Raw genomic sequence first — 14,045 nt, forward strand, 5'->3', positions numbered from 1 at the left:
GCTAGCCCGCGGTGTACGTCTCGACCACCTTGTCGAAAGCCCGCTGCACAGCGGCCCGCTGCACGTCCGGCCCGTACACGAGCACGACGTGATACCGCCCGCCGATCTGGATCGCCAGATTCCGCGCGTACACGGACTGCTGGTTCGCGTCGCGCCACGTGTACTCCCCCTCCGCGGCGGTGTGACCGTGCACGGTCACGGTCTGGAGGCCCGACGCCGAGGACCAGGAAGACGCGCGGAAATCCGCGAGTTCGGGTTCGACGAGCTGGTAGGCCAGCGGATCCTGCGCGTCGCCGGTGGCCTTGTCGCGGCCGGGGACGACGGTCATCGTGAGGTCGCTGCCGGTGTAGCGGACCTGGTCCTTGCCGTTCTTGCCCGCGCGCTGCCACCCCGTGTGGACGGCGACGGTGAAGCCCGCGGGGTCGGTGCGCAGGGCGAAGTCGGGGCCGAGGTCGGGGGGCGCGGAGGGCGGCGGGGCCGCGCTGGTGGGCGCCTTGGTGGCGGACGCGGAGTGTGAGGGGGCGGCGGGGGCCGAGGAGGGCGCCGCGTGCGTGCCGCCAGAGCCGCCGGAGCCGCCGGAGTGGGACCCCGGCATCTGCGCGGGCACCGTGCGGTCGCCGTTGGAGCCGTCGGAGGACGTGTCGCGGTGCGGCATGAGCAGCACCACCGCGACCGCGGCGACGACGAGCAGCGCGAGCAGCACGACGAGCAGCCGCAGGCCGAGGCGGCGCGGCGCGGCGCCGCCGTCCTGGGCGGGTCCGCGGGAGGAGACGACCTGCTCGTGCAGGAAGTGCTCCTGCTCCGCGCGGGGGGCGCGTTCGCGGGGCGCGCGTTCGGGGCGGGCCGGGCGTGCGGGCCGTGCCGCCCTGGCCTGCTTGCCGCGGGCGTGCCGGCGGTGCTGGAGCCCGCCGGGGTCGGCGGATTCGCGGCGGCGGCGCCGTACGAGTTCGCCCTTGCGGCGTTTGACGGGCAGTTTCGCGGGGTCGGCCTCGACGAAGACGGTGTGCTCGCCGAGGTCGGGTTCGGGGGCGGAGCGGATGAGGGAGCGCAGCCAGCCGCCCAGTTCCTCGGCCTCGGGGCGTTCCTCGGGGTCGGGGCGCAGCAGTGATTCGACGAGCGGGCGCAGCGCCCCGCACTCCTCGGCGAAGGCGGGCGGTTCGGAGCAGACCATCTGGACGAGTTCGGCCGCGTTCTCCTCGGGGTAGGGCGGGTGGCCCTGGACGGAGCGGAAGAGGAGCGCGCCGAGCGCCCAGAGGTCGGCGGGCGGGCCGACGGGCGGCGAGAGCTGCCATTTCTCGTGGACGGGGTGGGCCTGTTCGGGGGCCCAGCGTTCGGTGACGGCGCCGACGACGGTGATGCGGTTCTGCCTGGCCCGTTCGGCTTCCAGCGCGGAGCGCGGCCCGTGCCAGGCGGCGGCGTCGGGCGCGGCGCCGTCGGGCGGGCCGTTGGGCTCGTCGGAGCCTTCCTCGGCGGGGCCGGTCATGGCGGGGACGGGCTCGGAGTCGCCCTCGGGCAGCGGGTCGTAGCCGCACAGCGCTTCCTGGGCGGCGCCCGCGGCGAGGCCGCCGAGCATGGCGCGGCCGTCGTCGCACACCAGCACGGTGCTGGCGGTGACGTTGCGGTGCGTCCAGCCGTCGGCGTGCAGTGCGCGCAGCGCGGTGAGGACGTCGGAGGCGATCTCGGCGGCGCGGTAGGCGTCGATGGGGCGTTCGGCGAGTAACGCGGCGAGCGGCCGTCCGGACACCAGTTCGCTCGCGATCCAGAGGCTGCCGCCCTCGACGAAGATGTCGAAGACCTGCACCAGGCGGGGGTGGTCGGGGATCGCGGCGGCGGCGCGGGCGGCGTCCAGGGCGCGCCGGGCGCTCTCGCCGAGCGCGCCGGGCCCGTCGCCGAAGCCGTCGTGGCCGTCGTACCCGCCGTACTCGTCGTCGTCGCCGACGACCTCGGGCAGCAGCACCTGGCGGACCAGGACCTCCTGGCCGCTGTAGGTGTCGAAGGCGCGGGTCTCGACGAGTTCGAACTCGTCGGCGGGCGGCCGGGGCAGCCGGTAGCGGTCGGCGAGCACCCGCCCTGCGTATTCGTCCACGGCGCCCCCTCCCTGGCCCGGTCGACTGCGGTCCTTGCGCGTACCGAACCGGTCGCGTCCGGTTCTCATCCGGCTGCGGACGGTTCGTGCACCCTTACCATACGTGCTGCCTCGCACTCATCCGGCCGGTTTGAAGGTGGCGAAGGCGACCTCGCGCATCTGCCGGTTCTCCGGGCTGTTCCAGTCGTCCACGGGGGTGGTGAAGAGCAGCGCGTAGCCGTGGTGCTTGTCCGTCACCATGCCGCGGTTCAGGACGTGCACTTGCTTACCCTCGGAGGTGCGCTTGTACTCCCAGTCCGCCGCGTCGTACGTGCGATACGGGACGCTCTTCACGGCGATCTGCTGGTAGCCGGTGATGGTGTTGTGGGCGGCGCTCTTCTGCCACTCCGCGAGCGCGCTGGGCTTGGGCGAGTTGGTGTAGTCGACCATCAGGCGCGCGCCGTTCGGCCCGCTGTAGTACGTGCCCGTGCGGTAACCGGCCCGGTCCGGCAGGCGCTTCCAGCCGTCGGGGAGGGCGACGGCCGCGCCGCCGTTGGCGGTGACGAGCTGGAAGCCCTGGGGGGCGGCGCCGGGGGCCGCCGCCGCGTCGCCGTCCTCGGCGTCGTCGCCGCCCTTGCCCTTGCCCTTGTTGCCGCCGTGGTCGTCGCCCTGGTCGTCGCCGTCGCCGGGCTGCGTGGTGGGGGCGGAGGTCTGCGCGGTGTCCTTGCCGTCCGCGCCCTTTCCGGCGGTGCCGGCCGTACTGGCCGTGGTGCCCTGCTTCGTGCCGTCGCCCTTCTTGTCACCGCTGCCGCCACCGGAGTTGGCGACCAGGACGCCGATGATCGCGGCGATCACCGCGAGGACGGCGACGACCACGACGAAGAGCGTGCGGCGCGGTACGACGTCGGTGAGCGGGGCGCGCGCCGGGCGCGGCACGGCGTCGGCGGGTGCGCCGGGCGCGCCCGCCGGGTGGACGGCGGCGGCCTTCGGCTTGGGCTTCGCGGCGGCGCGGCGCACCGCGGCGAGCGCCTCGCGGGCCCGGTCGAGGTCGGGCACGGCGGCGGAGGCCGCGGCGGGCTCGCCGGCCGGGGCGGGGGACGCGGGGGCCTGCTCCGGCACGGGCGGGAGCACGCTGGTGCGGGTCTCGCCGCTGGATATGCGCGGGGCGTCCACGGGCGGCTCCGGAGCGTCGACGACCTCCCGGAGCAGGGTGCGGGCCGCGTGCTCGTCGAGGCGCTTGTCGGGGTCCTTGGTGAGCAGCCCGGAGATGACGCGGGCGAGCGGTCCGGCGTTGGGCATCGGGCCGACCGGCTCGGTCATCACCGCGGTGAGGGTCGCGATGGCCGACCCCTTGTCGTACGGCGGGCGGCCCTCGACGGCGGCGAAGAGCAGCGCGCCGAGCGACCACAGGTCGGCGGGCGGGCCGGGCTTCTGGCCGCGGGCGCGTTCGGGCGAGATGTAGGAGGGGGCGCCGACGAGCATGCCGGTGGAGGTGACGGACGGGTCGCCGTCGATCTGGGCGATGCCGAAGTCGCTGAGCACGACGCGGGTGTCGTCGGCGATGAGGACGTTGGAGGGTTTGACGTCGCGGTGCAGGATGCCCTCGCGGTGCGCGGCGGACAGCACGTCCAGCACGACGAGGCCGACCTCGGCGGCGCGGCGCGGGGTGAGCGGGCCGTCGTCGCGGATCCGGTCGGACAGCGAGCGGCCCTCGATCAGCTCCATCACGATCCACGGCCGGTCGTCCTCCTTGACGACGTCGTAGACGGTGATCGCGCCGGTGCCGCGTATCCGCGCGGTCGCCTTGGCCTCGCGCAGGGTGCGGGTGACGAGGCGGCGCTTCTCCTCCTCGTCGACGTTTCCGGGGAAGCGCAGTTCCTTGACGGCGACGGTACGGCCCAGGGTCTCGTCGGTCGCGCGCCAGACCGTGCCCATGCCGCCCTTGCCGAGCACGCCGTCGAGCCGGTACCGGTCGGCGAGCAGACGTCCGTCGGTACCTTCGACCTCGCTCATGGCTTCCCTCTGTGGTCGTACGGGTGAATCCCCATCATCCCCGAAGCGGGCACTCACAGGCCAATACGCAGGAAGGGCCCCGGTGGTTCGGCGAACGGCGGTGCGAACCGGCCGGGCGGTGTCAGCCGGTCTCCCGGAATCCGGCGACGGCGTTGTCGAACACCGGCTTGTAGTCCGACCACTGCGCCTTCGGTGCCGACAGGTACACCGCGTACTCCCGGCCGCCGGGCTTGCCGAAACCGAGGTCGAGGGCGCGGAAGGGCTTGGTGGTGCCCTGGAAGGTGAACTGCCACAGCGCGGCCTCCTGGCCGTCCGCGGTCTTCGTCCGCTCCATCCGCTCGCGGTGGTAGTCCTTGACCTGCCCCTGCGTCTGCGGCTCCAGGTCGATCCAGTGCTGGTACGGGTCGAGGCCGGCGAAGTCCAGCGCGCTGATCTTGAGGGCGACGGTGTCGGTGGGGTCTATGTAGCTGACCTGGTCGCCGCCGTCGTAGACCTTCTTGTGCCAGCCGTCGGGCACCGGGACCTGGTAGCCGCGGTTGGCCTGCTCGGCCAGGTGGTAGCCGTCGGGGACGGGCGGCGGCTCGTAGGTCGGGGCCCCGGTGGTGGGCGGCGCCGTCGTCGGGTCCTGCGTCGGGGTGCCGCTCGTGGGGGCGGCCGTGCCGGTGGCGGTCGGGGACGGGTCGGGGCTCGCGGCGTCGGAGTTGTGGGCCCGGTCGACGGCGACCGCGACAGCCGCGGCCACCACGGCGACCGCGACGGCGGCGGCGACCCAGGGCCAGGGGCGGCGCCGCCGGTCGCCGGACGGCGGACCGTGCTGCGACCCCTGCTGCGACCCCTGCTGCGACCCCTGCTGCGGGCCCTGCTGCGGCTCGCGCGGCGGCGGCACGCTGCCGGTGTACGCGGGCTGTCCCGGCCCGGTGTGCGGGCCCGTCCCGGGCGGCGCGGTCATCGTGACCTGCCGTACCGGCCCGGCCGGGGGCGGCGGCACGGGCCTGGTCAGGCCGGTGCGCTCGACGAACGCGGTGTCGGGTTCGGCCGCGGGTATCCGCAGCATCCGCTCGGCCTGCTCGGCGGACAGCCGCTCGGTGGGCTCCTTGGCCAGCAGTCCGGCGATCACCTCGGTGAGCGCGCCCGCGCCGGGCGGCGGTTCGATCGTCTCCTCGGCGATGGCGTAGGCGGTCTCGATCGCGGTGGGGCGGCGGAAGGGCGAGCGGCCGTCGACGGCCTGGTAGAGCGTGGCGCCCAGCGCCCACAGGTCGGCCTCGGGGCCGGGCGGGGCGCCGCGCAGCCGCTCGGGCGACAGGAAGTCGATGGAGCCGATGATCTCGCCGGTGCGGGTCAGGGTGGAGGTGCCGGAGGACTGGGCGATGCCGAAGTCGGTGAGCACGATGCGGCTGCCCAGCGGCACCCGCCCGGTGCCGGTCCCGGTACCGGTACCCGTATCGGTGTCGGCGCGGGGCGGGCCGCCGACGGGGTGGCCGAGCAGCACGTTGCCGGGCTTGACATCGCGGTGCAGCACTCCGGCGCGGTGGGCGGCGATGAGCGCGGCGACCATGCCGCGGCCGATCCGGGCGGCGTCGCCGGGGGCCAGCGCGCCGTGCTCCTTGACCAGGTCGCCGAGCGTCATGGAGGGGACGTACTCCATGACGATCGACGGCAGCCCCGCGTCGTCCACGACGTCGTGGACGACGATGACGTTGGGGTGGCTGATGCGGGCCGCGGCGCGGGCCTCCCGCCGGGTGCGCTCGAAGAGCGTGGCCAGCTCGTCGTCGTCCATGTCCGGCTGCGGCGGGTGCAGCTTCTTGACGGCGACCTGACGGTCGAGCAGCTCGTCCTGCGCCCGCCAGACCGTGCCCATCCCGCCGCGGCCGATGCGTTCGAGCAGCCGGTAGCGGCCCGCGACCAACCGCCCCTGGTCCGCCGGTCCCACCATCTCGCGCCCCTCCACCGTCCCCCGTTTTGCGCGGATTTGCCGCGCCCAGACGTCCCGCGTCTAGAGTGGCACGATATCCGGCGCCCCCAGCCGCGCGGCATCCGCGGTCAAGTCGTCGGGCTGGCGCTGGGATTCGCGCTCGGCCTCGACGCGCTTCTCGTAGTACGCCACTTCCTTGTCGATCTGCGCGGCGTCCCAGCCCAGGACGGGTGCCATCAGCTCGGCGGCCTCGCGCGCGCAGCGGGTGCCGCGGTCGAAGGTCTCGATCGAGATACGCGTCCTGCGGGCCAGCACGTCGTCCAGGTGCCGTGCGCCCTCGGCCGAGGCCGCGTAGACGACCTCGGCGCGCAGGTAGTCGTCGGCGCCGCCGAGCGGGGCGGCCAGCGACGGGTCGGCGGCGATCAGCTCCAGCAGCTCCTCGGTCAGCCCGCCGTAGCGGCCCAGCAGGTGCTCCACGCGTGCGACGTGCACCCCGGTACGGGCCGCCGTCCTGGCGCGGGCGTTCCACTGCGCCTGGTAGCCCTCGGCCCCGGCGAGCGGGATCTCCTCGGTGCAGCAGGGCGCGACCCGGTGGTCCAGGCCGTGCACCGCCTCGTCCACCGCGTCCTTGGCCATGACCCGGTACGTCGTGTACTTGCCGCCCGCGACCACCACCAGGCCGGGCACCGGGTGGGCGACGGTGTGCTCGCGCGACAGTTTGCTGGTCGCGTCGGACTCGCCCGCCAGCAGCGGCCGCAGGCCCGCGTAGACGCCCTGGACGTCGTCGCGGGTGAGCGGGGTGGCCAGTACGGAGTTGACGTGGTCCAGCAGGTAGTCGATGTCGGCGCTGGAGGCCGCCGGGTGGGCCTTGTCGAGGTCCCAGTCGGTGTCGGTGGTGCCGACGATCCAGTGCCGCTCCCACGGGATGACGAACAGCACGGACTTCTCGGTGCGCAGGATCAGCCCGGTGGTCGAGTGGATCCGGTCCTTGGGCACCACCAGGTGGATGCCCTTGGACGCCCGCACGTGGAACTGCCCGCGCTCGCCGATCAGCGCCTGTGTGTCGTCCGTCCACACCCCGGTCGCGTTGACGACCTGCCGGGCGCGGATCTCGTACTCGCCGCCCGCCTCGCCGTCGTGCACCCGGGCGCCGACAACACGCTCGCCCTCCCGCAGGAAGCCGGTCACCCGCACCCCGTTGGCCACGTGCGCGCCGTAGGAGGCGGCGGTACGCGCCAGGGTCGCCACGAAGCGCGCGTCGTCCACCTGGGCGTCGTAGTACTGGAGCGCGCCGACCAGCGCGTCCTTGCGCAGCGCGGGGGCGACCCGCAGCGCGTGCCGGCGGGTGAGGTGGCGGTGCATGGGCAGCCCGCGGCCGTGGCCGGAGGAGACCGACATGGTGTCGTAGAGGGCCACGCCGGTGCCCGCGTAGAGCCGCTCCCAGCCCTTGTGCTGGAGCGGGTAGAGGAAGGGCACCGGGCGGACGAGGTGCGGGGCGAGGCGTTCCAGCAGCAGCCCGCGCTCCTTGAGGGCCTCGCGGACCAGCGCGAAGTCCAGCATCTCCAGGTAGCGCAGCCCGCCGTGGATGAGCTTGCTGGAGCGGCTGGAGGTGCCCGCGGCCCAGTCGCGGGCCTCGACCAGGCCGGTCGACAGGCCGCGGGTCACGGCGTCCAGCGCGGTCCCGGCGCCGACGACGCCGCCGCCCACCACCAGGATGTCGAGCTCCTGCTCCGCCATCCGGGCGATGGCCGCGGCCCGCTGGTCGGGTCCGAGTGTCGTGGTACGCATCCGTGCCTCCGTGCCTTCCGGCGGTCGTCGGTCTGAGCGGGTCGTGCGGTCGTACGGGGCTCCGGGTCGTCCCGGGGTCCGGGCGGGACGTCGGGCGGACCCGTCCCCTCGATAGTGACCGGACGCGCCGGGCGCTGCCAGGGCAGCCCGTACGGCTGAGGTGGGGGCGTGTCATCGCCCTGACCGGCGCGGCGAGTGGTCATATCAGTCATTTGTCTGGTTAGCCTGCTTTGACGCCATGTGTGAGCCATTCGAGGTGGTTCGTGGTGGTCGCCAGGGAGGACACCCATGCCCGCAGACCTCGCCGTGCTCGGACTCGGCCCCACCGGGCTGTCGCTCGCCCAGGCGGCGACCGCCGCGGGCATCGGCGTCATCGGCTACGACCCCGACCCGGCGGCGGTCGCGGACATCACCGCGGGCCGCGTACCGCCCGGCTCGCTGGCCGCCGCCGACCTGCGCCGCATGCTCTCCTGCGGCTTCCGCGCGACCGGCGACCCCAAGGTGCTCGGCCGGGTGCGCACCGCGGTGATCTGCGCGCCCACCCCGCCCGGCGAGGACCACGCGCTGGACCTGTCCGCGGTCGCCGCCGCCGCCCGCGCGCTCGCCCCGCACCTGCGGCCGCACACCACCGTCGTCCTCGAATCGGCGGTCTACCCCGGCACCACCGACGGCTTCCTGCGCCCGCTGCTCGAAGCGCACGGCCTGCGGGCCGGCCGCGACTTCCACCTCGCCTACTCCCCCGGCCGCCTCGACCCGGGCAACCGCGCCGTCCACTTCGCCACCACTCCCAGGGTCGTCGGCGGCGCCACCCCGGCCTGCACCGAGGCCGCCGCCGCCTTCTACGGCCGGCTCACCGAGCGCGTGGTGCGCGCCCGCGGCATCCGCGAGGCCGAGACCGTCAAACTGCTGGAGACCAACTACCGGCACGTCAACATCGCCTTCGCCAACGAGATGGCCGTCTTCTGCCACGACCTCGGCGTCGACCTGTGGGACGTCATCCGCTGCGCCGAGACCAAGCCCTTCGGCTTCCAGGCCTTCCGCCCCGGACCCGGCGTCGGCGGACCCGCCCACCCCCTGGACCCCAACGCAGCACCGCACTTCACCCCGCCTGCCCACCCGCGGCTGCCCGGACACCCCCTGCGGATGGTCGAACTCGCCGCCGAGGTCAACGGCCGCATGCCGCGCTACGTCGTCCAGCGCGCAGCGGCCCTGCTCAACGAGCACGGCAAGTCGCTGCGCGGCGCCCGCGTCCTGCTGCTCGGCGTCACGTACAAGGCGGACCTCGCCGACCAGCAGGGCGCGCCCGCCCGCGAGATCGCCACCCGGCTGCTCGAACTCGGCGCCCAGCTCTGCTACCACGACCCTTACGTACCCCAGTGGCGCGTCATGGACCGCCCCGTCCCGCGCACCGACTCGCTGTGGGAGGCCGCCGCCGAGGCCGACCTCACCCTGCTGCTCCAGCACCACCGCACGTACGACCTCCAGGGCCTCGCGGTCAAGGCCCAACTGCTGCTCGACACCCGGGGCGCGACCCCTGCGGGCGCCGCCGCCCGGCTCTGAGATCCCGTCAACTCCCGCACGGGATCAGCACCTTCCCCGCACACGACCCTCACCTGCGCGGATGCCGGACAGCCGGCCGCAACCGCACCCCGGGAGCCGGCCGGCGTCCCCTGTCCGACTTCCGGACACTCCCGGACAACGGTCCAGGTCGGGCCATACGTACGGGTCGTGTAACGACCGGACGAATCGTCTTGTCCGATTGTCACCTCCCCCTGCTAGATTTCGCTGTCACCACTCGTGCGCGGGCATGTGCGCATCAAGCCCACAGCGCGCCGCGCCACGAAAACCCGCAGCACGTCCGTCCCCGGGGGAAGTCCTCATGAGCGCCAACTACCCGCCGCCGCAGCAGCCCGGCGGCCAGAACCCGTACGGCCAGCCGCAGCCCGGCCAGCCGCAGTCGCCCTACGGCGCGTCGCCGTACGCCGGCGGCCAGCCCGGCCAGCCCGCACCCGGCGGCTTCAACGCAGGCGCCTACGCCCCGCCCGCCCCGGTCGGCATGGCCCCGCAGCAGAAGAACCCGGGCGTCGCGATCCTCGCCGGTGTCGTCGTCATGCTCGCCGCCGCGTTCGCGTACGCGGGCATCATGCGCGCGATGGCCAAGGACGACGGCAGCTACACCGAGGTCGGCTACATCGCGCTGGTGGTCGGCCTGGTGATCGGCGCCGTCCTCGGCAAGGTCGGCGGCCGCAACCCCGCGCTGCCGATCGTCGGTGTCGTGCTCGCGCTGCTCGGCGTGTTCCTGGGCGAGATGATCGGCCTGTCGATGATCGCCAGCCACTTCGCGTCGCAGAACGGTCTGGACATCTCCTGGTTCAAGGTCCTCACCGACCACGGCGGCGACGTCTTCCGGGAGTGGAAGCACGACTTCGACTTCAAGTCCTTCCTCTTCCTGGCCGTCGCCGGGCTGGAGGGCTTCGTCGTCACCCGCCGCGTCGCGGGCTGACGCAGCCGCAAGCACACGGAAGAGGGGCGGCCCCGCGGGGCCGCCCCTCTTCGTCGTACGCGCCGCAGGCGTCAGCGGTGGTGGGTCGGGGAGACCGTCACCTCGACGCGCTGGAACTCCTTCAGGTCCGAGTAGCCGGTCGTGGCCATCGAGCGGCGCAGCGCGCCGAAGAGGTTCATCGAGCCGTCGGGCGCGTGCGAGGGGCCGAGGAGGATCTCCTCGGTGGTGCCCGCCGTGCCCAGGTTCATCCGCTTGCCGCGCGGCAGCTCGGTGTTCACCGCCTCCATGCCCCAGTGGAAGCCGCGGCCCGGCGCGTCCGTCGCCCGCGCCAGCGGCGAGCCCATCATCACCGCGTCCGCACCGCAGGCCACGGCCTTCGGCAGATCGCCGCTGGAACCGAAGCCGCCGTCCGCGATGACGTGCACGTACCGGCCGCCGGACTCGTCCATGTAGTCCCGGCGGGCCGCCGCCACGTCCGCGACCGCCGTCGCCATCGGCACCTGGATGCCCAGCACGTTGCGCGTGGTGTGCGCGGCGCCGCCGCCGAAGCCCACCAGCACGCCCGCCGCGCCCGTCCGCATCAGGTGCAGCGCCGCGGTGTACGTCGCACAGCCGCCGACGATGACCGGGACGTCCAGCTCGTAGATGAACTGCTTCAGGTTCAGCGGCTCGTGCGACCCGCTCACGTGCTCCGCCGACACGGTGGTGCCGCGGATCACGAACAGGTCCACCCCCGCGTCCACGACCGTCTTCGAGAACTGCGCGGTGCGCTGCGGCGACAGCGCCGCCGCCGTCACCACCCCGGCGTCCCTGACCTCCTTGATGCGCTGCCCGATCAGCTCCTCACGGATCGGCGCCGCGTAGATCTCCTGGAGCCGCGCGGTCGCCCGCGCGTCGTCCAGCTCCGCGATCTCCGCGAGCAGCGGCTCCGGGTCGTCGTAGCGCGTCCACAGCCCTTCGAGGTTCAGCACCCCGAGCCCGCCCAGATTGCCGATCCGGATCGCCGTCTCCGGCGACACGACGGAATCCATCGGCGCGGCCAGGAACGGCAGCTCGAAGCGGTAGGCGTCGATCTGCCAGGCGATCGAGACTTCTTTGGGGTCACGCGTACGGCGGCTCGGCACCACGGCGATGTCGTCGAAGCTGTACGCCCTGCGGCCGCGCTTGCCCCGCCCGATCTCGATCTCTGTCACGTCCTGTGCCTCTCTCCTTGGCCTGCGGCCCCAGTATCCCGCACCCCGCGTGCGGCGCCGCGCCCCGGCTCGGGCCCTGCGCGGCAGGGGGCTTCAGCCGTGGTAGTTGGGGGCCTCGACCGTCATCTGGATGTCGTGGGGGTGGGACTCCTTGAGGCCCGCCGCGGTGATGCGGACGAACCGGCCCTTCGTCGCCATCTCGGCGACATTCGCCGCGCCGACGTAGCCCATGGTCTGCCGCAGGCCGCCGACGAGCTGGTGGAGGACCGCCGCGAGCGGGCCCCGGTAGGCGACCTGGCCCTCGACGCCCTCGGGCACGAGCTTGTCGTCGGAGGAGACCTCGCCCTGGAAGTAGCGGTCCTTGGAGTACGAGCGGCCCTGGCCGCGCGACTGCATCGCGCCGAGCGAGCCCATGCCGCGGTAGGACTTGAACTGCTTGCCGTTGATGAAGAGCAGCTCGCCGGGGGACTCCTCGCAGCCCGCGAGCAGGCTGCCGAGCATGACGCTCTGCGCGCCCGCGGCCAGCGCCTTGCCGATGTCGCCGGAGTACTGGAGGCCGCCGTCGCCGATGACGGGGATGCCCGCGTCCTGGCAGGCGACCGCGGCCTCGTAGATCGCGGTGACCTGCGGGACGCCGATGCCGGCGACGACGCGGGTGGTGCAGATGGAGCCGGGGCCGACGCCGACCTTGACGCCGTCCACGCCCGCGTCGATGAGCGCGCGGGCGCCGTCGCGGGTGGCGACGTTGCCGCCGACGACGTCGATGCCGACGGCGGACTTGATCTTGGCCATCCAGTTCAGCGCGTTGCTGTTGTGGCCGTGCGAGGTGTCGACGACGAGGAAGTCCACACCCGCGCCGACCAGCGCCTGCGCGCGGTCCAGGGCCTCGGGTCCGGCGCCGACGGCGGCGCCGACGACGAGCCGGCCCTCGGAGTCCTTCGCGGCGTTCGGGTACTGCTCGGCCTTGACGAAGTCCTTGACGGTGATGAGGCCGCGCAGCCGGCCGTCCTCGTCGACGAGCGGCAGCTTCTCGATCTTGTGGCGGCGCAGCAGCGCCATCGCGTCCACACCGGAGATGCCGACCTTGCCGGTGACCAGCGGCATCGGCGTCATGACCTCGCGGACCTGGCGGCTGCGGTCGGTCTCGAAGGCCATGTCGCGGTTGGTGACGATGCCGAGCAGCTTGCCCGCCTCGTCGGTGACCGGGACGCCGCTGATGCGGAACTTCGCGCACAGGCCGTCGGCCTCGGCGAGCGTCGCGTCCGGGCGGACGGTGATCGGGTCGGTGACCATGCCGGACTCGGACCGCTTGACCAGGTCGACCTGGTTGACCTGGTCCTCGATGGACAGGTTGCGGTGCAGCACGCCGACGCCGCCCTGGCGGGCCATGGCGATGGCCATCCGCGCCTCGGTGACCTTGTCCATGGCCGCGGACAGCAGCGGGATGTTCACCCGGACGTTGCGGGAGATCAGCGACGAGGTGTCGACCTGGTTGGGCAGTACGTCCGACGCGCCCGGCAGCAGCAGCACATCGTCGTAGGTCAGCCCCAGGGCGGCGAACTTCTCGGCTACTCCGTCGGCGTTCAGCGTCATGACACCTTCTCGAATGGTCTTGCCCGGCGAGTTGTTCAATGGTAGTGGGTTCGCCGGTATTCCCCGGACCACCCGCCCCGGCGTCACCCGCGCGGGGCGCTCACCAGCTAGGACGCGCGCAGGGTGACGGACCCGTCACCCGCGGGCGGCTCAGGCGCTGAGGCCTCGGGCGCGCGGCGGGTGGGCGGCGGCCGACTCCTCGGCGATGGCCCGCAGCCGGCTCAGCGCGCGGTGCTGCGCGACGCGTACGGCGCCCGGCGACATGCCCAGCACCTGTCCGGTCTCCTCGGCGCTCAGCCCGACCGCGACCCGCAGCAGCACCAGTTCGCGCAGGTGGCCGGGCAGCCGGTCGAGCAGGCCGCGGGCCCAGGCCGCGTCGCTGTTGAGCAGCGCGCGCTCCTCGGGGCCGAGCGAGTCGTCGGGCTTCTCCGGCATCTCGTCGGACGGTACGGCGGTGCTGCCGGGGTGGCGCATCGCGGCGCGTTGCAGGTCGGCGACCTTGTGGGCGGCGATGGACACCACGAAGGCCTCGAAGGGCCGCCCGAGGTCGCGGTAGCGCGGCAGCGCGCACAGCACCGCGAGGCAGACCTCCTGGGCGAGGTCGTCCACGAAGTGCCGGGCGTCGCCGGGCAGCCGGCTCAGCCGGGTGCGGCAATAGCGTTCGGCGAGCGGGTGGACGTGCGCGAGCAGTTCGTGGGTCGCCCGCTGGTCGCCCGCGGCGGCGCGGCGGACGAGGGCACCGATGGCCGTGCCGGCCTGAGTGTCGTCGTCGCGCATCCACCCATGGTGCCTCGCCGCCGGAGCTTCCGCCGCATCGCGGGGGTACTTCTGCACCGAAGCGTTATGAGCCGCCGGGCCCGTACCGGTGGCCGGTTCGGCTCCCGGGTCGGCGGCCGGGGCCGTCATCTGCACGGTCCGGTCCGCCGCGTGCTCCGCCTCGTCCTGCGCTGTCCGCTCTGCCATCCGGTGCCCCCGCCG

Annotated in this window: 9 protein-coding genes; 2 read left to right on the forward strand and 7 right to left on the reverse strand. The window is 73.7% G+C overall.

Translation table 11 applies throughout. The annotated features are described in order from the left end of the window. Window position 1 precedes the first annotated feature (1 nt). The 4 genes from ACWERV_RS08615 to ACWERV_RS08630 form a co-directional block, all read right to left on the reverse strand. The gene (locus ACWERV_RS08615) at window positions 2-2,086 is read right to left on the reverse strand and encodes a protein tyrosine kinase (RefSeq protein WP_452930451.1); all 2,085 of its coding nucleotides are present in this window, start codon (window positions 2,084-2,086) and stop codon (window positions 2-4) included. A gap of 117 nt (window positions 2,087-2,203) precedes the next feature. After that, a complete protein-coding gene (locus ACWERV_RS08620) occupies window positions 2,204-4,078 on the reverse strand; it encodes a serine/threonine-protein kinase (protein ID WP_452930454.1) in 1,875 nt (624 codons plus the stop codon). 121 nt (window positions 4,079-4,199) lie between these two features. Continuing rightward, the gene (locus ACWERV_RS08625; protein ID WP_452930455.1) at window positions 4,200-6,011 is read right to left on the reverse strand and encodes a protein kinase domain-containing protein; all 1,812 of its coding nucleotides are present in this window, start codon (window positions 6,009-6,011) and stop codon (window positions 4,200-4,202) included. A 60-nt stretch (window positions 6,012-6,071) separates the two neighbouring features. Further along, a complete protein-coding gene (locus ACWERV_RS08630; RefSeq protein WP_452930458.1) occupies window positions 6,072-7,778 on the reverse strand; it encodes a glycerol-3-phosphate dehydrogenase/oxidase in 1,707 nt (568 codons plus the stop codon). Window positions 7,779-8,066: 288 nt separating this feature from the next. Here ACWERV_RS08630 and ACWERV_RS08635 point away from each other — a divergent pair, with 288 nt between their 5' ends. Continuing rightward, the gene (locus ACWERV_RS08635) at window positions 8,067-9,338 is read left to right on the forward strand and encodes a nucleotide sugar dehydrogenase (protein WP_452930461.1); all 1,272 of its coding nucleotides are present in this window, start codon (window positions 8,067-8,069) and stop codon (window positions 9,336-9,338) included. Between the two features lie 319 nt (window positions 9,339-9,657). Then, window positions 9,658-10,281: a DUF1427 family protein gene (locus ACWERV_RS08640; protein WP_452930464.1), complete on the forward strand. Its 624-nt coding sequence runs from the start codon at window positions 9,658-9,660 to the stop codon at window positions 10,279-10,281. A 71-nt stretch (window positions 10,282-10,352) separates the two neighbouring features. On the opposite strand, the gene ACWERV_RS08645 is transcribed toward ACWERV_RS08640, so the two are convergent. The 3 genes from ACWERV_RS08645 to shbA form a co-directional block, all read right to left on the reverse strand. Continuing rightward, on the reverse strand, window positions 10,353-11,474 hold the full coding sequence (locus tag ACWERV_RS08645; RefSeq protein WP_398185231.1) for a GuaB3 family IMP dehydrogenase-related protein: 1,122 nt from the start codon (window positions 11,472-11,474) through the stop codon (window positions 10,353-10,355). A gap of 93 nt (window positions 11,475-11,567) precedes the next feature. Continuing rightward, entirely contained in the window at window positions 11,568-13,067 is a 1,500-nt protein-coding gene (guaB, locus tag ACWERV_RS08650; protein WP_398185234.1) for an IMP dehydrogenase, read from the reverse strand. A gap of 150 nt (window positions 13,068-13,217) precedes the next feature. Continuing rightward, complete coding sequence (gene shbA / locus ACWERV_RS08655; RefSeq protein WP_398185858.1) at window positions 13,218-13,844, reverse strand: RNA polymerase sigma factor ShbA; 627 nt, start codon at window positions 13,842-13,844, stop codon at window positions 13,218-13,220. Window positions 13,845-14,045 lie beyond the last annotated feature (201 nt).

The sequence above is a fragment of the Streptomyces sp. NPDC004031 genome (genome assembly GCF_053604375.1).

Excerpts from the sequence above, each read along its gene's own strand:
- ACWERV_RS08640 (WP_452930464.1), top strand. The coding sequence starts at position 9,658 with ATGAGCGCCAACTACCCGCCGCCGCAGCAGCCCGGCGGCCAGAACCCG.
- ACWERV_RS08635 (WP_452930461.1), top strand. The coding sequence starts at position 8,067 with ATGCCCGCAGACCTCGCCGTGCTCGGACTCGGCCCCACCGGGCTGTCG.
- shbA (WP_398185858.1), bottom strand. The coding sequence starts at position 13,844 with ATGCGCGACGACGACACTCAGGCCGGCACGGCCATCGGTGCCCTCGTC.
- guaB (WP_398185234.1), bottom strand. The coding sequence starts at position 13,067 with ATGACGCTGAACGCCGACGGAGTAGCCGAGAAGTTCGCCGCCCTGGGG.
- ACWERV_RS08625 (WP_452930455.1), bottom strand. The coding sequence starts at position 6,011 with ATGGTGGGACCGGCGGACCAGGGGCGGTTGGTCGCGGGCCGCTACCGG.
- ACWERV_RS08620 (WP_452930454.1), bottom strand. The coding sequence starts at position 4,078 with ATGAGCGAGGTCGAAGGTACCGACGGACGTCTGCTCGCCGACCGGTAC.
- ACWERV_RS08630 (WP_452930458.1), bottom strand. The coding sequence starts at position 7,778 with ATGCGTACCACGACACTCGGACCCGACCAGCGGGCCGCGGCCATCGCC.